Here is a 19,656-nt window from a genome sequence, read left to right as displayed (position 1 = left end):
ACCAACTGCCCCATCATCGCCCCACCCACCACCACCCAGATCGCCACCATCACCAACAACCTCTGGGACACCACCAACACCCCCATCACCATCCGACGAGGCTCCTGAGGAACCGGACGGCTCAGGCCGTGCCGTCCGTCGTCAGTTCAAGGACGGTTCGCCCGTGCCGACCAGCGTGACGAGGTCGGCGATCTCGGGGTGACCGGAGCGAGCGACCTCCGTGAAATGGTCGCCTTCCCGGCGATAGAGCCCGACCCCGGGAGGCGTGTTCTTGCGGCGGGGGTTGTCGACGAGGAGAAGATGGCCGCCCTCGGGGAGGCTCGAGTGCAGGGCGCGCAGGGCACGGAGCAGGTCCTGGTCACTGAAGTAGAGACGGCGGAGCAGGTTGGCGACCTTGATGACGTCCGGACGCTGACCGGTCCAGGGCGTGAAGACATCGTGGACCGCGTATCCCACGCGGGGGTCGCTCGCGATCAGTCGCCTCGCCGAGGGGTTGAGGAGAAGAACCTCCCGCGCACGCGCCTGACGGCGACGAGCGGCGGAGATCAGCGGCGAGTAGAGGAGGGCCACCGGCCGGGAGAGCCCGGGCCAGGCCGCCAGCCTTCGTCCGGCCACCAGCGTGCACCGGCCCTGACCGTCGAAGAAGGCCGTGTGACCCAACACGTCGACTGCACGAAGCGTGAGATAGAGGTCGGCGATCGTGAAGCTCCGGAACTCCCCGAGTCGCTCGACGAGGTCGACCGATGTCGAGCCGTCCGAGGCGCCGACGTCGACGATGGCAGCCTGACGAAGGTCGAGTGCGCCGATCAGCAGATCGTCGGCACCGGCATGGCGGCCGCTTCCGGTGATCTTGATCGTGTCGCCGACGTAGGTGCTGGACATCGCTTCGCGGAACGTGCTCGGGTCGGCGTCGTCGTCGAGGATCGTGAGGGGGTCGACCCGGAACGCCCTGCCCAGTCTCGCCTCGAGCGGTCGAGGCCACCGCCCTCTGATCGGGCGTACAGGTGCACGCATGGGAGCAGGTTATCGAAGGGCGGTGGCCGCGCGAGGTCGTTCCGGATCATCGGCCACAATGACGACATGACGTCGATGAACGACCACGACCTCGCAGTCTGGCTGGCCGAGCAGGCCGGCGCCGAGCTCCTGGAGGTTCGCCGAACCGGGCTGGAGGGCAAGGCGCTCAAGGATGCCGGTGACGCGGCGAGCCAGGCCGTGCTGGCGCGGCTCCTCGCCGAGCACCGCCCCGAGGATGCCGTGCTGAGCGAGGAGGCGGCCGACGACTCGGCTCGCCGGTCGGCGCGCCGGGTGTGGATCATCGACCCGCTCGACGGCACCCGAGAGTTCTCCGAGCCGCCGCGCGACGACTGGGCCGTCCACGTCGCGCTGTGGGAGGACGGTGACCTGGTCGCGGGAGCGGTCGCGCAGCCCGCGCTCGGCGAGACCTTCAGCACCGCTCGTCCCGCGACGGTCCCGCCGCGTACCGACGGCCCGATGCGCATCGCGGTCAGCCGCAGCCGCCCGCCCGCCTTCGTCGACGCGCTGGCTGCGAAGACCGGTGCCCAGCTGGTGCCCATGGGGTCGGCGGGCGTCAAGGTCATGTCGGTGGTCCGGGATCTCGCCGACGTCTACGTCCACGCGGGCGGTCAGTACGAGTGGGACTCGGCGGCGCCGGTCGTCGTGGCGCGCGTAGCGGGCCTCTTCACGAGTCGCGCCGACGGCAGGGCTCTCGAGTACAACCGTGACAGCCCCTGGTTGCCCGACCTGCTGGTCTGCCGGCACGAGTTCGCCGACGAGGTCGCGGCGTTCGTGCGCGATCACGGCGACGATTCCTGACGTTCTCGCCGCCGAGACCGCCCGGCCACGTAGGCTTTCCGCAATGAGCCAGAGCCCCGACGAGCCCACGTCGACCACTGACGACGGTCGCACGAGCGGCGACGACCGCGCCGGTGGGGAGCCGTCGACGACGACTCGGCCACGGGGGCACCGGACGCTGCGTCGTGTGCTGATCGGCCTGGTCGCCTGCTTCCTGGTGCTCGCGCTCGCCCTCGCTGGTGGGGCCTGGTATCTCCAGGACCGTCTCGTCGACCAGGTCGACCGGGTCGACGACGCGTTCGCCGGGTTGACGGACCGGCCCGCCCCGGCGACAGGTGACGGCGTCAACATCCTCTTGATGGGCACCGACCGGCGCTCGGACGAGCCGACGACCGGCAATGACGCGGCGGCGCCGACCTGGCTCCCGGGTGAGCAGCGTACGGACTCGCTGATGGTTCTTCACATCGACGGTGACCGTGAGGGCGCCTCGGTCGTCTCCATCCCGCGAGACTCGTGGGTCACCATCCCGGGGCACGGGGCCAACAAGATCAATGCCGCGTTCTCGTTCGCCGGCCCGTCGCTCGCGGTGGAGACGGTCGAGCAGCTGACCAACCTGCGGATGGACCACATCGCCATCATCGACTGGGACGGGTTCCGTGAGCTGACCGACGAGCTGGGGGGCGTCACCGTCACGGTGCCGGAGGACGTCTACGACTCGGCCCGCGACAAGACGTGGGAGGCCGGTGAGCGCCGGATGGACGGCGAGGAGGCGCTCCTCTATGTCCGACAGCGGTACGGACTGCCCGGCGGGGACTTCGACCGGATCAAGCGTCAGCAGAACGTGATCCGGGCGCTCATGGGCCAGACCCTTTCGGGTGACACCCTGAGCAGCCCGACGAAGGCGTACGGCGTGCTGAGCGCTGTCACGAAGCACCTGACGGTCGACTCGGAGTGGAGCACCGGTGACATGCGAGGACTCGTGCTGTCGATGCGCAACCTCAGAGCCGGTGACGTCACGTTCACGACGGTCCCGGTGAAGGGCACGGGTCGCGAGGGCAAGCAGAGCGTGGTCCGGCTCGACCGCGACAAGGGTCGTGAGCTGTGGGGCGCCGTCTCCGAGGACCGGGCGCGGGAGTGGGTCGACGCGAACCCCGGAGCAGCACTCCCGGCGACGGTGAGCTGAAGGCACCGCCTTGTCGGGTTCTTCGTGAAATGTCCTGATCGGGTCCGTAGCGCGGTGTCAGCCTGACTCCGTTGTCCATCGGTCGATCTCGGCGGCCCCACACTGCATCGGGGGAACCACCATGAGACGCCTACCCGCAGTCGTCCTCGGCGCCGCCGCCGCACTCGGCCTGGCGCTGACGCTCGCACCGGCACAGGCCCACGGCGGCCACAGACCTGCCCCGCCGCCCGCACCGACCTCCCTGGCCGAGGGCCTCCTGACTCCGCTCAGCCTGGCCGTGGCGCAGGACGGCACGACGTACGTCACCCAGAACTTCGCCGGCACCCTGTCGCGGGTCTCGAGGCGCGGAGGCGCTCCGCGAGAGATCTACTCGTCCGGGGGGCCCGAGGTCGGCGGCGTCTCGGTGTCGGGCCGGACCGTCTACTTCGCTGAGACGGGGTTCTCGATGGACCCCGAGGTGCCCAGCGGCTTCACCGGCATCAAGGCGATCGATGCCCGCGGCAACGTCCGCGTGGTCGCCGACACCGGGACGTACGAGGAGAGGAACAACCCCGACGGCGACGTCGAGTACGGCGCTCGCGACATCAGCGACGAGTGCCTGGCTCAGGTGCCGACCGGACCCGAGTATCCGCCGATGATCTACACCGGTGACATCAACCCCCACCCGTACGCGACGCTCCCGGGCCCGCGCGGCACGGTCTACGTCGCCGATGCGGGTGCCAACAGCATCCAGCGCATCGACCGACGCGGGAGGGTCACGACGCTCGCGATCCTGCCGCCGGTCCCGGCGACGATCACGGCGGAGAACGCCGAGCAGTTCGGCCTCCCCGACTGCATCGTCGGGCTGACCTACTGGGGCGACCCGGTGCCGACGGACCTGGAGTGGGGACCCGACGGATGGATCTACCTGACCCTGCTGCCTGGTGGGCTGGAGGCACCCGGCACCGCCGCGGTCTACAAGGTCCACCCCGGGAGTGGTCGGTTCAAGAAGGTCTCCGCGGGCTTCAGCGCCGCGACCAACCTGGCTCTCACGCCGAAGGGTGACATCTACGTGACCGAGCTGTACGCCGGCCGGATCGCGCTCCTGAAGAGGGGTGCGCGGACGATCACCACTTTCGCCGAGGCGAACCTGCCGGCAGCGGTCGAGGTCGGGCCGCGCGGCCTGTACGCGACGACCAGTGCCTTGGTCGGCGCGCCGCAGGGTCCTGAGCCGCCGAGCGACCCGCCAGGCGGCATGCTGGTCAAGTACCCACTCCCTTGGGGGTACGGACACAACCACCGCTGAGGCGAGGCGAGGTGCGGGGCGGGGCGGTGCTCGCTCCGCCTCGGCCGCGGAAGGGAGCATTGTGCCACTACCGGAGATGCCACCGTCGGGCATGGCGTTCGCGCTCGAGATCGACGGGTTCCCGTCCTTCTCGATCGTGGAGATCATCGGCCTGAGGACCGAGCAGGACGTCGTCCGGCTCACGGAGTCGACCGCCGACGGGCGAGTCGTGGTCCGGCAGCGGCCTGGCCGCCCGCGCGGCGGAGAGTGCACCGTGACGAGACGCGTGACGGCGAGCGGCGACATTGATGCTTGGCTCGCCCAGGTCCGCGCCGATGCCGACGGGGCCCGGCGCAACGGCGTCGTGGTCCTCTATGACGCCGACCTCGTCCCCGTGAAGCGTTATCGGCTCGTCAACGTCTGGCCGCGAGCGCTGGCGGTCGTCGGTCTCGTCGCCGGCAACGTCGAGGGGCCCCTTGAGCACATCACCCTGGTCTACGACGCGATGGAGCCGGTCACCACCTAGGGCGAGCGGACTATCCTTGACCACCTATGCCCCTGCACGCCTTGGCCCAGGCCGTCGCCGCCGATCCCATCCTCGCCCGTACGGTCACCGACCGTCGTGCAGGCGTGACCGCGCTCGACCTCTCTGCCCCGCCGTCCCTCCGACCCTTCCTCGCCGCCGCCCTGGTGCCGGTGAGCTCCTGCGTGCTCGTCGTGACGGCGACCGCCCGGGACGCCGAGACCCTCACCGAGGAGATCGGCTCGCTGATCGGTCCCGAGAAGGTCACCGACTTCCCTGCGTGGGAGACGCTCCCGCACGAGCGGCTCTCGCCCCGCTCCGACACGGTCGGTCGCCGGCTCGCGGTCCTGCGGCGCCTCGTGCACCCAGGGACGACACCCGACGCCGGCGCCCTCGAGGTCGTCGTTGCTCCCATCCGATCGGTGCTCCAGCCCCAGGTCAGAGGTCTGGCCGACCTGGAGCCGGTCGAGCTGGGACGCGGCGAGGAGGCCGAGCTCGACGACGTCGTCCGCCGACTCGCCGACGCCGCCTACACCCGTGTCGACCTGGTGACCAAGCGCGGTGAGTTCGCCGTCCGCGGCGGCATCATCGACGTCTTCCCCCCGACCGAGGACCACCCGCTCCGCGTCGAGTTCTTCGGCGACGAGGTGGACGAGATCCGGCACTTCTCGGTCGCCGACCAGCGTTCGACCGACCCGGTCGAGCACGTCTGGGCGCCGCCGTGCCGCGAGCTGCTGCTGACCGACGACGTCCGTGCCCGCGCACGCGAGCTCGCCGCTGCGCACCCGGAGCTGGGCGAGATGCTCGAGAAGCTTGCCGAGGGGCAGGCGGTCGAGGGCATGGAGTCGCTGGCGCCTGCTCTCGTCGACGGGATGGAGCTGCTGGTCGACCTGCTTCCCCAGGACGCGACGGTCCTGGTCTGCGACCCCGAGCGGGTCCGTACCCGCGCCCACGACCTGGTCGCGACGAGCGAGGAGTTCCTCGCAGCCTCGTGGGCGGCCGCGGCCGGTGGTGGCAAGGCTCCCGTCGACCTCGGCGCCGCCGCGTTCTGGTCTCTTGCCGACGTCCGCCAGCACACGCTGGGGTCCGGACGGGCGTGGTGGTCCACCTCGCCGTTCCTGCTCGACGACGATCGCCCGACTGCTGAGACGGGCGTGCCCGACGAGTTCGCACGGATCGACGTCGACGGCGTCAACCTGCCGTTCGTGGCGACTCCGTCCTATCGCGGCGAGGTCGAACGCTCCCTCGTCGATCTCAAGGGCTGGCTGTCGGACGGCACGCGCGTCGCGCTGGTGACCCCCGGCGAGGGGCAGGCGGCGCGCAGCGTGGAGGTGCTCGGCGAGCACGACATCCCCGCACGCTTCCACCCGACGGTCACGGTCGACGACCTCACGCCGCACGTCGTCCACGTCATGTGCGGTGACATCGACCACGGGCTCGTCGCGGAGGGCATCGGCCTGGTCGTCCTCACGCAGGACGACATCGTCGGCCAGACCGCCGCGGCTCCGCGCGACGACCGCAAGATGCCCTCGCGCCGCAAGAAGCAGATCGACCCGCTCGAGCTCACGCCCGGCGACTACGTGGTCCACGAGCAGCACGGTGTCGGCAAGTACGTCGAGATGATGCAGCGCACCGTCCAGGGAGCGGTCCGCGAGTACCTCGTCATCGAGTACGCCGCTTCCAAGCGCGGGCAGCCGCCGGACCGTCTCTTCGTGCCGACCGACCAGCTCGACCAGGTGACGCGCTACGTCGGCGGCGAGCAGCCGTCGCTCGACCGGCTCGGCGGCGCGGACTGGAACAAGCGCAAGTCGCGCGCCCGCAAGGCGGTCAAGCAGATCGCCGGCGAGCTCATCAAGCTGTACGCCGCGCGGCAGGCGACGCAGGGCCACGCCTTCACCAAGGACACGCCGTGGCAGCGGGAGCTCGAGGACGCCTTCCCGTACCACGAGACACCCGACCAGCTCGCGACGATCGACGAGGTCAAGCGCGACATGGAGCGTCCCGTGCCCATGGACCGGCTCGTCTGTGGCGACGTGGGGTACGGCAAGACCGAGATCGCGGTGCGTGCGGCGTTCAAGGCGATCCAGGACGGCATGCAGGTGATCGTCCTCGTCCCGACGACGCTGCTCGTCCAGCAGCACTTCGCGACGTTCGCCGAGCGCTACGCCCAGTTCCCCGTGACCCTCAAGGCGCTGTCGCGCTTCCAGACCGAGAAGGAGTCCAAGGAGGTCCTCGACGGACTCGCCGACGGCTCGGTCGACATCGTGATCGGCACCCACCGGCTGCTGCAGAAGGGCGTGAAGATCCCCAAGCTCGGCCTCGTCGTCGTCGACGAGGAGCAGCGGTTCGGCGTCGAGCACAAGGAGGCGCTCAAGACGCTGCGGGCCGCCGTCGACGTGCTGGCGATGTCGGCGACCCCGATCCCGCGCACGCTGGAGATGGCGGTGACGGGCATCCGTGAGATGTCGACGATCCAGACCCCGCCCGAGGAGCGGCACCCGGTGCTCAGCTTCGTCGGGCCTTACGAGGACCGGCAGGTCGTCGCCGCGATCCGGCGCGAGCTGCTGCGCGACGGACAGGCGTTCTACATCCACAACCGCGTCAACTCGATGGACAAGGCCGTCAAGCGGTTGAAGGACCTGGTGCCCGAGGCCCGCATCGCGATGGCGCACGGTCAGATGGGCGAGCACCAGCTCGAGCAGATCATGGTCGACTTCTGGGAGAAGAAGTATGACGTGCTGGTCTGCTCGACGATCGTCGAGTCGGGGCTCGACGTGTCCAACGCCAACACCATGATCGTGGAGCGGGCCGACATGCTCGGACTCTCGCAGCTGCACCAGCTCCGAGGGCGCGTCGGGCGGTCGCGCGAGCGGGCGTACGCATACTTCCTCTATCCGGCGGAGAAGCCGCTCACCGAGACCGCGCACGAGCGCCTGTCCACCATCGCTCAGCACTCCGAGCTCGGTGGCGGCATGGCGATCGCGATGAAGGACCTCGAGATCCGCGGCGCGGGCAACCTGCTCGGCGGCGAGCAGTCCGGGCACATCGCCGACGTCGGGTTCGACCTCTACGTGCGGCTGGTCGGCGAGGCCGTCGCGGAGTTCCGCGGCGACCAGGGCGAGGACGTGCGCGAGGTCAAGCTCGAGCTTCCCGTCGACGCCCACCTGCCGCACGACTACGTCCAGAGCGAGCGGCTGCGGCTGGAGATGTACAAGCGGCTCGCCGACGTGCGCTCCGCCGCCGAGGTGGCCGAGGTCCGCGACGAGCTGGTCGACCGGTACGGCGAGCCGCCGGCCGCCGTCGACGCGTTGCTCGGTGTGGCCAGGCTGCGGGTGCGGGCCCGCGACGCCGGGATCTCCGAGCTCACCGTGGCCGGCAACAACATCCGCATCGCGGGGGTGGAGCTCCCCGAGTCGCGGCAGATGCGCCTCAAGCGGGTCTATCCGGGCTCCGTCGTCAAGGCCACGGCGCAGCTCCTGCTGGTGCCGCGCCCCAAGACGAAGCCGGTCGGAGGCCAGCCGCTGCGCGACGCCGAGCTCATGGACTGGTGCCGCACGCTGATCGACACGGTCATCGCTCCGGCGCCGGCAGCGGCCTGACCGACGGCCAACATCTCGGTCATCTCGGTCATCTCGCCCCGGTTGCACGATCTCGGACATGGGACGACCGTGGAGAGATGCCATCGACCCAGGTCTGGGACGCCGCGGCTGCCCTCAGGAAGGTTGGACTGAGGGTGACGCGCCAGCGGCTCGCCGTCCTCGATGCCCTTCGAGACCGCCCGCACGCCAGTGCCGACACGCTCACCACCGTGACCCGAGAAGCGCTCGGATCGGTGTCGGTCCAGGCCGTGTACGACGTCCTGGCTGCCTGCGCGGAGCATGGGCTCGTCCGTCGGATCCAGCCTGCGGGCTCTCCGGCGCTCTTCGAGGCCCGCACGCAGGACAACCACCACCACCTCGTGTGCGTGTCCTGCGCGAAGATCGCCGACGTCGACTGCGTGTCCGGCGAGGCGCCGTGCCTCATCCCCGACGACGCTCAGGGCTTTGCCGTCTCCGCGGCCGAGGTCGTGTTCTGGGGGACCTGCCCCGACTGCGCGACGGCGGCGGCCTCGCCCCAGTGAGGCCCCAGACCGCCGTGCAGCGGCAGATCGGCGCGCTCTAGGCTGTCGTCTGCCGCGTGTGTTCCGTGTCACGTGGCTGCCGCCGCCCGAGAGGAACGTCCCCGCATGCTCCGTCGCCTTTCGTCCCGCCCGCTCCTCGCCGCCGTCGCCGGCGCGTTCGTGCTCGCCGGGTGCGGCGGCGTCCATCCGGGTGACGCCGTGGTCGTCGGCGACGAACGGCTCTCGATGAGCAAGCTCGACGCGCTGGCCGACGCGGGCTGCGCCTACCTCGCGACGGCGGCCGCGTCCCAGGGTTCGGAGGCGCCCAGCCAGGGAGCCGTCCGGCAGATCCTCGTCACGCAGGAGCTTCAGCTCGCCGGGTCGCGTCTCCTGAGCGAGGAGCTCGACCTCGACGTCCCGCGGTCACGGTGGGCGCTCGGCGCGGAGGATCTCGAGCAGCTCGAGACGATGTTCCGGGGCCGCGCCGACGACGTCCAGGAGATCCTCGAGCGTGACTTCGAGAGCCAGGCCCTGCGTACGGCGATCGGCGCCGACGTCACTGGCACGGCAGTGACCCAGGAGAACACCGAGCAGCTGCTGCAGAGCGGGACCGAGGCCGTCGTCGAGGAGCTGCGGCGGGTCGACGCGACCGTCGACCCGCGGTTCGGCCTCGACGCCGAGGGGCAGCCGGACCCCGGCCTCAGCCTGTCGGCGTCGCGCGAGCAGCTCGCCCAGGAGGACCCCGCCACGGTGCCCGCCAACCAGCGCTGCCGCGGCGTAGAGTCGAGCGAGTGAGGATCCTCGTCACCAGCCCCCGCGTCGCTCCCGGACTGATGACGCTGGCGGCGTGGGACGCCGTGCGCGAGGCCGGTCGGGTGATCGCCGCGGACACCGACGACCCGACGGTCGAGGCGATCCGACACGCGGGCTTCACCGTCGAGCCGGCGCCGCCCGGTCCTGTCGACACCTCCGCCGAGCAGGGCTCGACGCTCTGGATCGCACCCATCGGCGACGTCGACTGGGCCCGCCGCCTCGCCGACTCGCTCGTCTCCGCGGCGGGCGGAGGGGTGGACGCCCCGGGCGAGGTCGAGGTGGTCTTCGGGTCGTACGACCTGCCGGGTGCCCGCCTGCTCGACCTGGTCGCGGTCATGGACCAGCTCCGCGTCGAGTGCCCGTGGACGCGCGAGCAGACCCACGCCTCTCTCCAGCAGTACCTCCTCGAGGAGGCGTACGAGGTGCTCGACGCCCTCGACCGGGGCGACACCGACGAGCTCCGGGAGGAGCTGGGCGACCTCCTCATGCAGGTCGTCTTCCACGCTGCCGTCGCCGCTCGACCGGGTGACGCCTCGGACTCGTCCAGCGGCCCCGACGGCTGGGACATCGACGACGTCGCCGCGGGGATCGTCGAAAAGCTGGTACGGCGCAACCCGCACGTCTTCGCCGACGGTGACGCGGCGACGCCCGAGGAGGTCGATGCGGCGTGGCAGCGGCTCAAGGCCACCGAGAAGCAGCGCAGCTCCGTGCTCGACGGAGTGCCGCCGACGCTGCCCGCCCTCGCCTACGCCGACAAGGTCGTGGGACGTCTGGAGCGTGAGGGCACGCTCGTCGAGGCCACCGGTGACGCGGTGGGAGACCGCCTGCTCGCGCTCGTGCTGGCGGCACGCGCTGCGGGCGAGGATCCCGAGGCGGCGCTGCGCCGTACGGTCAACGCGCTCGTCGAGTGAGACGCGCCCGGTGACACGCGCCGACGGGGCCGCGCCACGCGAGGCGCGCCACGAGGGCGGACCAGGAGGGCGCGGAAGCGCCGTGCTCTTAGGATGTGTACGACACAGACCATCCCTCATGAGGAGTCCGTAGTGGCAAGCATCGAAGCGGTCGGAGCCCGAGAGATCCTCGACTCGCGCGGCAACCCCACGGTCGAGGTCGAGGTCGCCCTCGACGACGGCACGATCAGCCGGGCGGGGGTCCCCTCCGGTGCCTCGACCGGCAAGTTCGAGGCGGTAGAGCTGCGAGACGGCGGCAGCCGCTACGGCGGCAAGGGCGTCCAGAAGGCCGTCGACGCCGTCAATGAGGCGATCCGCCCGGACATCATCGGCCTCGACGCCGACGAGCAGCGCTACATCGACCAGACGCTGCTGCGCCTGGACGGGACCCCCAACAAGGGGCAGTACGGCGCCAACGCCATCCTCGGGGTCTCGCTCGCCGTCGCTCGGGCGGCTGCAGACTCGGCGGGCCTCCCGCTCTTCCAGTACGTCGGCGGCGCCAACGCGCACGTGCTCCCGGTGCCGATGCTCAACATCCTCAACGGCGGCGCCCACGCCGACACCGACGTCGACATCCAGGAGTTCATGATCGCGCCGATCGGTGCGAGCAGCTTCGCGGAGGCGCTGCGCCAGGGCGCGGAGGTCTACCACGCGCTGAAGTCGGTCCTGAAGTCCGACGGGTTCGCGACGGGCCTCGGTGACGAGGGCGGGTTCGCCCCCAACCTCGGCTCCAACCGGGAGGCGCTCGACCTCATCGCCAAGGCGGTCGAGACCACCGGCCTCAAGCTCGGCACGGACATCGCCCTGGCGCTCGACGTCGCCGCCTCGGAGTTCTTCAGCGACGGCGGCTACCGCTTCGAGGGCGCCACCAAGACCGCTGCCGAGATGACCGCCTACTACACCGAGCTGGTCGAGTCGTACCCCATCGTCTCGATCGAGGACCCGCTGGACGAGGACGACTGGGAGGGTTGGACGGCCATCACCAGCGAGCTGGGCGGCCGGGTCCAGCTCGTCGGCGACGACCTGTTCGTGACCAACTCCGAGCGCCTCCAGCGCGGGATCGACGAGGGCGCGGGCAACGCGCTGCTGGTCAAGGTCAACCAGATCGGCACGCTGACCGAGACGCTGGACGCGGTGGACCTCGCCCACCGCAGCGGGTACCGCTGCATGATGAGCCACCGCTCGGGCGAGACCGAGGACACCACGATCGCCGACCTCGCCGTCGCCACGAACTGCGGCCAGATCAAGACCGGCGCCCCGGCACGCTCGGAGCGGGTCGCGAAGTACAACCAGCTCCTGCGGATCGAGGAGCTCCTCGACGACGCGGGCACGTACGCCGGTCGCGCGGCGTTCCCGCGGCTGAAGGCCTGACGCGGTGCCGCCGACGTCGCGCCGCCCGTCCTCGAGGCATCCGGGCCGCCGGCCCGGTGCCGCCCGCCGAGGACGCGCCGCGACGCCGGCGGCGGCCGAGGCCGTCACCACGTACGGCTCCCCGCGGATCACCCGCCGGATGGCGGTGCTGCTCCTGGTGCTTCTCGTGCTCGCGATCTCCTACGCCTCGAGCCTGAAGGCGTTCCTCCAGCAACGTGACGCACTGGCGACGACGCGGGCCCAGATCTCGGAGTCCAGCGCCGCGATCGAGCGGCTGGAGAAGCAGAAGCTCCGCTTCGACGACCCGGAGTACGTCGAGCAGCAGGCGCGCTCGCGCTTCGGGTGGGTGATGCCCGGAGAGATCGGGTTCACCGTCCTCGGCCCCGACGGAAAACCCGTCGGCAAGGGACCCGAGCTTCCCGACGCCCCGCCCGCGGCCAGTCCGGGCCCGCAGTGGCACGAGACGCTGTGGGGCTCGGTCGAGGTCGCCGGCGGAGTGCCCGACAAGACCACTCCGACCCCGAGCGACGAGGTCGTGACCCCCAAGATTCAGGACGAAGGCCAGTGATCGACCGACCTCCCAGCCAGGCTGACCTCGACGCGATCCAGGCCCAGCTCGGCCGACCACCGCGAGGCGTGGTCGCGGTGGTGAGCCGATGCCCGTCCGGTCATCCGAACGTCGTCAAGACCGAGCCGAGACTGCCCGACGGCACGCCGTTCCCGACGTTGTTCTACGTCACCTGCACCCGCCTCAACGCGATGATCGGCACCCTCGAGGCGTCGGGGCTGATGCGGGAGATGAGCGAGCGCCTCACCGAGGACGACGAGCTCGCCGCGGCCTACGCCCGCGCCCACGCCTCCTACCTCGAGGAGCGCGAGGCTCTCGCCGAGGTGCCCGAGATCCACGACGTCTCCGCAGGCGGGATGCCGACCCGGGTCAAGTGTCTCCACGTCCTCGTCGGCCACGCGCTCGCCAAGGGACCCGGCGTCAACCCGCTCGGCGACGAAGCCGTCGTGCTGCTCGGCGACTGGTGGACGGGGACGACCTGCGACGGACCCGGAGAGCCGCCCGCTCAGCTCGCCGGCGCTCGGGAGGTCCCGTGAGCGTGAGCCGGGTCGCCGCGATCGACTGCGGCACCAACTCCATCAGGCTGCTGGTCGCCGATCTGGACCGTGAGGCGGCGACGGCGACCGATCTCGTCCGACGGATGGAGATTGTCAGGCTCGGGCACGGCGTCGACCGGACGGGGAGGCTCGACGAGCGTGCCCTGGAGCGGACCTTCGCGGCGTGCGAGGACTATGCGCAGGTGATCGCCGAGTGCGGCGCCGAGCGCCTGCGCTTCGTGGCGACGTCGGCGACGCGCGACGCCGACAACGCCGACCTCTTCGCGGCCGGTGTGCGCGAGCGCCTGGGTGTCGTGCCCGACGTCGTCTCCGGAGCCGAGGAGGCCGCGCTGTCGTTCGCCGGCGCGACCCGCGACCTCCCCGGCGTCGACCAGCCGCTGCTGGTCGTGGACATCGGCGGCGGCTCGACCGAGCTCATCCTGGGCCGGGACGGTGCTGCCGAGACCGAGCAGTCGCTCGACATCGGGTCGGTGCGGATGACCGAGCGCCACCTGCACAGCGATCCGCCGACGCCCGAGGAGATCGCCGCCTGCGTGGCCGACGTCGACGCGGTGCTCGACGGGGCGACGGTCGACCTCACCGACGCGCGTACCGTCGTCGGTGTCGCCGGCACGCTCACGACCGTGGCAGCGCACGTCCTCGGACTGGACCGGTACGACTCCGCCCGTATCCACCACGCGCGGCTGGCCGTCTCCGACGTGCTCAGCTCGTGCGCCGCCATCGTCGCGGCGTCGCACGCGGAGCGGCGCTCGTGGCCGTTCATGCACCCGGGTCGAGCCGACGTCATCGGGGGAGGCGCACTGATCGTCGTCTGCCTCCTGCGACGTGCGGCCACGGACACTCTGGTGATCTCCGAGCACGACATCCTCGACGGGGTCGCCTGGTCGCTGGTGTGAGCGCTCCCGGCGCTCACGCCCCGATGGCGGTCTCCAGCGTGGAGGCGCTCCGAGCGGCCCAGAGCTGACGCAGGATCCCGTCGAGCACGTTCGCACGGTCGAACTGAAGGGCGTGAGCGCGCGCGGCTTCCGCCTTGCGGAGCCGGTCGGACGCGCTGGTGCGCAGGACCGCCTCGTCGATCGCCGCAGCGATGCCCGCCGGGTCCTCGGTCCCCACGATCGTGGCGTGGTCCCCGACCGCCTCGCCGATCCCGCCGGTCTCCGTCGTGACGACGGGACCGCCGCCGGCCAGCATCTTCTCGACGAGCGCGATCCCGAACGTCTCCACGAACTCAGGCCGCGGCTTGCTCGGGAGGACGAAGGCAGCGCACCCGGCCATCAGGAGCGGCTTTTCCGCGTCGTCGACGTCGTCGAGGAAGAGGATGCGGTCAGCGACCGGACAGGAGGCGGCGTGGTCCCGCAGCTCCTGCGCCTCCGGTCCCCGGCCGGCGATGACCAACGTCGTCCGGCGTGCCGCCGCGCTGCGGGCGAACCCGTCGATGAGGTCGTCGACGCCCTTGGCCGCCGCGAGCCGGGAGAGGAAGAGGACGTAGTGGTCGCGCTCCAGCCCTCGAGCCGCCAGCGCGTCGTCGATCGCCGTCTCGTCGAGGGCGGTGTAGGCGCGGGTGTCGATCGCCGGGTACGAGATGCCGATGCGCTCCTCGCAGGCGACGGCGAACCGGGTGCCGTGGCGTGCGTCGATCTCGCGCGCGCACGCGACGACCAGGTCGCGGGTGTAGCGGGAGACCGCGAGGCAGACGTCGTTGCTCAGGTAGGTCGTCAAGACGTGGGCCGCGGCCCCGAACCGGTCCTCGTCGAGGCACGACCGCACCACGTTGGTCACGTCGGACCCGACGGCTTCGGCGACCGTGGTGACGTCCACCGGAAGCCCGGTGGCCCGTGCCACGCGGACGGCGTCGGCGACGGCCATCGCGTGCGGGCTCAGGTAGAGCGACAGGGCCACCGTCGGCACTCCGTCGGTGAACAGCTCCACGAGCCGGCCGGTGAGCCCGGCGAGATAGCGGCCGTCTGGCACCTTGTAGTCGCCGACGGGCGCAGGGCGCTCGACGGTGATGCCCGGAGAGTAGGGGAGGACCGAGTCGAGGGGCTTCAGCGGAAGCCCTGCCTCCTCGAGGCGGTCGATCGGCCAGGTGACGATGCGGACGTCGGTGAACCCGCGGGAGAGCGCGGCCTCGGCGAGGTTGCGTGCCTCGCCGGAGTGCCCGCAGATGACGGGGTCGGCCCGGACCACGATGACGAGACGGTACGGCGGTTGCATGGTCATGACACCCCATTCGGTGGAGGGACGGTGACGACACCCGTACGGCTGGAGCCGGCGGGGAAGGACGGCGGGAACGACGACGGGTCGCGCCCCCACGGGCTGGGCTGGGCTCCGAGCTCGACGAGCAGGCGCCCACCCCGGTGCAGCTCGGCGCCGTCGAGCCAGGTGCGGTGCAGCGGGCGGCCGTCGAGCCATGCGGACTGGACGTATTGCGGCGGCGTGTCCGGGCCGGGCTCAACGAATCCGGTGGTCTCCAGCTCGAGCGTGGCCTCGCCCAGCCGCATCACCGCGCCGGCGAAGGAGGGTGCGTTGAGGAGGAACACGTTCTGTCCGGCCACGGGGAAGAGGCCGAGCGACGCCCAGACGTACCAGGAGCTCAGACCCCCGGAGTCGTCGTTCCCGGGCAGGCCGCCAGGCCCGGTGCCGAAGCGCTGATGGAGGGCGGCGTGCACGATCTCGGCCGTACGGTCCGGTCGCCCGGCGTAGTGGTACGCCCAGGGTGCCTCCATGTCGGGCTCGTTGTTGAGGCCCTCGAACCGGTCCAGCGCGTAGCCGCGTGCCATCTCCTGGACGCTGGGGCGTTCGCCCGGCTGCGTGACCTCTTCGGCGTCGTAGCCGAAGAAGCGGTCGAGCATCGCGATGAACGCCTCGGGTCCTCCCGCGAGCGTGATCCGTCCCGCCATGTCGTGAAGCAGCCGGAACGAGTAGTTCCAACGGCCGCCCTCGTAGAACGTCGAGTCCAGCAGCAGCCCGGTGGCAGGGTCGAATGCGTTGCTCCACCCGGCGGCGTACGGAGCGAGCTCGGCCGCCAGCGCCTTGTCGCCGACGTGCTCGGCGACCCGCTGGGTGCACCAGTAGCCGAAGGCAAGGTCGAGGGTGTGGCTGATCGGATGGGCGACCCCACGCAGGAGGTAGTCCTCGCCGTAGCCCCGACGGAGGTCGTTGTGCATGTGGACGAGCGCCCAGTCCCAGTCGACGCCGGCCAGACCGAGCCCGCAGAGGCCGGCGAGGAACGTCTGCACGAGAGCGCTCGCCTGGCGGGAGAACACGTCGGCGCCTCGCGCCATCCGGTAGCCGATCGGGAGGTTGCCCTCCTCCTCGCACACGTGCAGCAGGGCATTGGCGAGCTCCACGGCGCGTTCTGGGACCAGCGCCGTGAGCAGGGGGAGCTGGGTGCGGTAGATGTCCCACATCGTGCTGATGTCGAAGGCGAAGGGCCCGTCCGCGGGCCAGAACGGGCTCTCGTCCGGTGCGAGGCACGGCTTCACGAGGGAGTGGTAGAGCGCGGTCTCGAAGACCGTACGGCGCTTCGGGTCGGGGCAGTCGACCTCGATCAGGCCGAGGTGCTGGTCCCACGCTCGCGTGGTCGCGGCACGCCGCGTCGTGAAGCTCGTCCTCTGCTGCCCGCAGTCCGTGACGAGGTTGGTGTGTGCCTGGGCCGTCCCCCGCAGCGAGAACCCCAGCCGCAGCTCGACGACCTGACCGGCGGTCGTCGGACCCGCCCACATCACGCCGAACGGGCGCAGCGTCGTGGTCCGGATGTCGCTGAAGTCGAGCCGGCTCCCGCCGGCCATCAGCCGCCGGTCGTACCAGAGCATCTGCCGCCACCGGTCGGCGTCGCACTCCAGGTGGACCGCCAGCGGTGCACCCTCGACGACGATCTCGCCGCGCGCGACACCGGGGGCGACGGACTCCAGGTGCGAGCGCAGAGGGACGGTGGCGCCGTACGGGATGGCGAGCCCGCCGAGGGAGAGGTCGACCACCAGCCGCGCGTCGTGGTGCGCTGGGAACGTGTAGCGGTGCACGGCGCTCTTGGGGCCGACCGTGATCTCGCACCGCACCCCGGAGTCGAGGGTGGCGGCGTACCAGCCCGGACCTGCCTCCTCCTCGTGCAGTCCCCACGTACGCCCGAGGGCGTCGAGGGGCTCGAGCATCGGAGTGACCCGGAAGTAGTTGTAGTACTTGCGGATCGCGCCCGTGCCCGACTGCTGGAAGTGGGTGAACCCGGAGGCGACCGGCTCGTCGAAGATGGCGGTCGGGACGCCCTCGGTGCTGAGGTCGTAGCGTCCGTAGCCGGTCGGGTACGCGCCCGAGTAGGAGCACGCGGAGACCATCCCGAGCGGGTGGCAGGCGCCTGGGTGGGTGTTGCCGACCTGGGGCTTGGGCGACCACCAGGTCGCGGCGAGACCGGTCGCGGGAGGCAGGTCGGTCGCGGACGTGCCGATGAAGGGGTCGACGACCATCGGATCCTCCCCTCGTCGCACACCCGGTGCGTGCACCGGCTCGAGCTCGTGCGTGGACGCTACGTACGGCACGTGTCGAGCGGATTTCGTGGAGGTGAAGGTTGTCGGTCGGCGTCCGGACTAGGGTGGGAGGGTGTCTGGCAGAGTCGACGGTGACCCGCTGACCTCGTCGGCGTTCACCTCGCCGGTCCTGCCCGGCACGGGCTGGCCCGACGATCCCGCGACTGCGTCGACGCCGATGGCCGAGGGCGCCGCCGACGTCCGCGCGCTGGCCGCCCGGGCCGACTCTCTCCACGACCTCGACGCACGGGTCTCGGTCTGTCGCGCGTGCCCGCGCCTCGTCGCGTGGCGTGAGGAGGTCGCGGTCACCAAACGGCGGGCGTTCGCCGACGAGCCGTACTGGGGGCGGCCGATCCCCGGGTGGGGCGACCCCGAGCCGAAGGTCCTGATCGTCGGCCTCGCGCCGGCCGCGCACGGGGGCAACCGGACGGGCCGGATCTTCACCGGTGACCGCTCCGGCGACTGGTTGTTCGCGTCGCTGCACCGTGTCGGCCTGGCCGCGAAGGCGACCAGCACCCACGCCGGCGACGGCCAGCGACTGCTCCGAGCCCGCATGGTCGCCGCCGTGCGCTGCGCGCCTCCGGCGAACAAACCGACCAACGATGAACGCGACACCTGCGCACCCTGGTTGGAGGAGGAGCTCCGTGAGGTCCTGCCCTCGGTGCGCGCGATCGTCGCCCTGGGCGGCTACGGCTGGGACGCGGCGCTGCGGACCCTGGGTGCACTCGGTGCGGTGGTCCCGCGACCGCGGCCGAAGTTCGGTCATGGTGTCGAGGTCACCCTCCCGAAACCGTCGGGGGGTACGGTCCAGCTTCTGGGCTGTTTCCACCCCAGCCAGCAGAACACGTTCACAGGACGGCTCACCGAGCCCATGCTCGACGCCGTCATGATCCGCGCCAAGGAGGTTGGAGATGACTGAGGGCACCATCGAGACGCATGCCACCGGAGTGGCCGGCCGACTGGTCGACCTGCTCGTGCAGGTCTACGGCGAAGCACCGCCAGTCACCTTCACCGCCTGGGACGGCTCCCGCGTCGAACCCGAGTCGGGTGACGCCGACATCGAGGCGCACTTCGAGTCGCGCCGGACGGTCCGCCGGCTGATGTGGTCGCCGGGGCAGGAGGGCATCGCCAAGGCCTACATCGCCGGCGAGCTCACGGTCGACGGGGACCTCGAGACCGCGGTCCGCCTGATGCGCGACTACGTCGAGCAGGCCTCCGCCAAGCGCGCCCTGGAGCCCGCCGACCGGCGTGAGGTCCTGCGCCTGACCGTCCAGCTCGGAGCGGTGGGGCCTGCGCCCCGGGGACCCTCGGAACCGGTCGACGCGGTCACCGGACACCTCGACGTCCCGGGCCAGATCCGCGCCGAGCTTCCCGCGGGGCTCGCCGACGCGATCCTCGGCAGCGGCGCCGAGGAGGCAGACGCACGGACCGAGATCGTCTACACCGTGCCCGAGCCACTCAGTGCCGCCATCGCCCGCTGGGAGAGCGAGGGCCTCGTCGTCGACGCCGTCCAGGACGCCGTCGCCGACGAGCGCGAGCGTCTGCGCCAGATCGGGGGACGGCTGATGGAGCACTGGGACGCCGTCGTGGACGCCGTCGGCGTGCAGCACACGCGGATGTGGCGAGTGTCGCTCGTGCTCGTGCGCGACAACCTCGAGCGACGCGCGGTGCGGGCCTACGCGATCAGCGGAGCCCCGGCATAGTCGTCGCCGGTGCCGTCGCCTGAGCGACAATAGCCCCACGCTCCTGTAGCCCAACGGCAGAGGCAGACGGCTTAAACCCGTCTCAGTGTGGGTTCGAATCCCGCCGGGAGCACGTGCCGGCCGCTGCCCGCGGTCGTCGCTCGCCCGAGACCACCCAGGTCGCGACCAGCGCGACGGCAAGTCCCGTGGCCGTGGCCCACGTGCAGGGCTCGCCGAACACCGCCGCGCCCCAGACCGCGGTGACCGGCGCGGATGCTGGAGCGGTTCGGCCGGTTCGGCCGGATCGGCCGGAT

General features: G+C 71.3%; 17 protein-coding genes and 1 tRNA gene. 15 read left to right on the top strand and 3 right to left on the bottom strand.

All coding sequences use genetic code 11. From position 1 onward, the window contains the following. Nucleotides 1-141: 141 nt before the first annotated feature. Nucleotides 142-1,014 (bottom strand): hypothetical protein, encoded by an 873-nt coding sequence (locus KV097_RS18570; RefSeq protein ID WP_220366744.1) that lies wholly within the window; start codon nt 1,012-1,014, stop codon nt 142-144. 66 nt (nt 1,015-1,080) lie between these two features. On the opposite strand from KV097_RS18570, the gene KV097_RS18565 reads away from it, so the two are divergent. From KV097_RS18565 to KV097_RS18510, 12 genes are all read left to right on the top strand, one after another. After that, nucleotides 1,081-1,833: a 3'(2'),5'-bisphosphate nucleotidase CysQ gene (locus KV097_RS18565; RefSeq protein ID WP_220366743.1), complete on the top strand. Its 753-nt coding sequence runs from the start codon at nt 1,081-1,083 to the stop codon at nt 1,831-1,833. 43 nt (nt 1,834-1,876) lie between these two features. Beyond that, nucleotides 1,877-2,995: an LCP family protein gene (locus KV097_RS18560; RefSeq protein WP_220366742.1), complete on the top strand. Its 1,119-nt coding sequence runs from the start codon at nt 1,877-1,879 to the stop codon at nt 2,993-2,995. A gap of 121 nt (nt 2,996-3,116) precedes the next feature. After that, complete coding sequence (locus tag KV097_RS18555) at nt 3,117-4,280, top strand: ScyD/ScyE family protein (RefSeq protein WP_220366741.1); 1,164 nt, start codon at nt 3,117-3,119, stop codon at nt 4,278-4,280. A gap of 91 nt (nt 4,281-4,371) precedes the next feature. Next, on the top strand, nt 4,372-4,785 hold the full coding sequence (locus KV097_RS18550; RefSeq protein WP_220366740.1) for a phage tail protein: 414 nt from the start codon (nt 4,372-4,374) through the stop codon (nt 4,783-4,785). A gap of 26 nt (nt 4,786-4,811) precedes the next feature. Then, a complete protein-coding gene (gene mfd / locus KV097_RS18545) occupies nt 4,812-8,381 on the top strand; it encodes a transcription-repair coupling factor (RefSeq protein ID WP_220366739.1) in 3,570 nt (1,189 codons plus the stop codon). 77 nt (nt 8,382-8,458) lie between these two features. Then, nucleotides 8,459-8,902, top strand: a complete 444-nt coding sequence (locus KV097_RS18540; protein WP_220343655.1) for a Fur family transcriptional regulator — start codon at nt 8,459-8,461, stop codon at nt 8,900-8,902. A gap of 105 nt (nt 8,903-9,007) precedes the next feature. After that, entirely contained in the window at nt 9,008-9,676 is a 669-nt protein-coding gene (locus KV097_RS18535) for a hypothetical protein (RefSeq protein ID WP_220343656.1), read from the top strand. Further along, on the top strand, nt 9,673-10,605 hold the full coding sequence (locus KV097_RS18530; RefSeq protein WP_308289501.1) for a MazG family protein: 933 nt from the start codon (nt 9,673-9,675) through the stop codon (nt 10,603-10,605). Before KV097_RS18535 ends, KV097_RS18530 begins: the two co-directional genes overlap by 4 nt. A 132-nt stretch (nt 10,606-10,737) precedes the next feature. Continuing rightward, nucleotides 10,738-12,015 (top strand): phosphopyruvate hydratase, encoded by a 1,278-nt coding sequence (gene eno, locus KV097_RS18525; protein WP_220343657.1) that lies wholly within the window; start codon nt 10,738-10,740, stop codon nt 12,013-12,015. A gap of 4 nt (nt 12,016-12,019) precedes the next feature. Continuing rightward, nucleotides 12,020-12,583, top strand: a complete 564-nt coding sequence (locus tag KV097_RS18520) for a septum formation initiator family protein (RefSeq protein ID WP_220366738.1) — start codon at nt 12,020-12,022, stop codon at nt 12,581-12,583. Continuing rightward, complete coding sequence (locus KV097_RS18515) at nt 12,580-13,119, top strand: DUF501 domain-containing protein (RefSeq protein WP_374107003.1); 540 nt, start codon at nt 12,580-12,582, stop codon at nt 13,117-13,119. The genes KV097_RS18520 and KV097_RS18515 overlap by 4 nt, the downstream gene beginning before the upstream one ends. Then, a complete protein-coding gene (locus KV097_RS18510) occupies nt 13,116-14,036 on the top strand; it encodes a Ppx/GppA phosphatase family protein (RefSeq protein ID WP_220366737.1) in 921 nt (306 codons plus the stop codon). Before KV097_RS18515 ends, KV097_RS18510 begins: the two co-directional genes overlap by 4 nt. A gap of 13 nt (nt 14,037-14,049) precedes the next feature. Here KV097_RS18510 and KV097_RS18505 read toward each other — a convergent pair whose 3' ends face one another. Together KV097_RS18505 and KV097_RS18500 are read right to left on the bottom strand one after the other, a co-directional pair. Next, nucleotides 14,050-15,360 (bottom strand): glycosyltransferase, encoded by a 1,311-nt coding sequence (locus KV097_RS18505; RefSeq protein WP_220366736.1) that lies wholly within the window; start codon nt 15,358-15,360, stop codon nt 14,050-14,052. Then, complete coding sequence (locus tag KV097_RS18500; RefSeq protein WP_308289499.1) at nt 15,357-17,672, bottom strand: glycoside hydrolase domain-containing protein; 2,316 nt, start codon at nt 17,670-17,672, stop codon at nt 15,357-15,359. The genes KV097_RS18505 and KV097_RS18500 overlap by 4 nt, the downstream gene beginning before the upstream one ends. Nucleotides 17,673-17,733: 61 nt before the next feature. Here KV097_RS18500 and KV097_RS18495 point away from each other — a divergent pair, with 61 nt between their 5' ends. The 3 genes from KV097_RS18495 (at nt 17,734) to KV097_RS18485 (ending at nt 19,475) form a co-directional block, all read left to right on the top strand. After that, nucleotides 17,734-18,579, top strand: coding sequence for a uracil-DNA glycosylase (locus tag KV097_RS18495; RefSeq protein ID WP_308289498.1), 846 nt, complete (start codon nt 17,734-17,736; stop codon nt 18,577-18,579). After that, nucleotides 18,572-19,363: a hypothetical protein gene (locus KV097_RS18490; protein WP_220366735.1), complete on the top strand. Its 792-nt coding sequence runs from the start codon at nt 18,572-18,574 to the stop codon at nt 19,361-19,363. Before KV097_RS18495 ends, KV097_RS18490 begins: the two co-directional genes overlap by 8 nt. A gap of 39 nt (nt 19,364-19,402) precedes the next feature. Beyond that, nucleotides 19,403-19,475: transfer RNA gene (locus tag KV097_RS18485), tRNA-Leu, on the top strand. Nucleotides 19,476-19,656 lie beyond the last annotated feature (181 nt).

The sequence above is a fragment of the Mumia sp. zg.B17 genome, from assembly GCF_019550915.1.
Taxonomy (GTDB): domain Bacteria; phylum Actinomycetota; class Actinomycetes; order Propionibacteriales; family Nocardioidaceae; genus Mumia.
The sequence above is the reverse complement of the archived record's forward strand: the minus strand, read 5'-3'. Positions and strand labels throughout refer to the sequence as shown.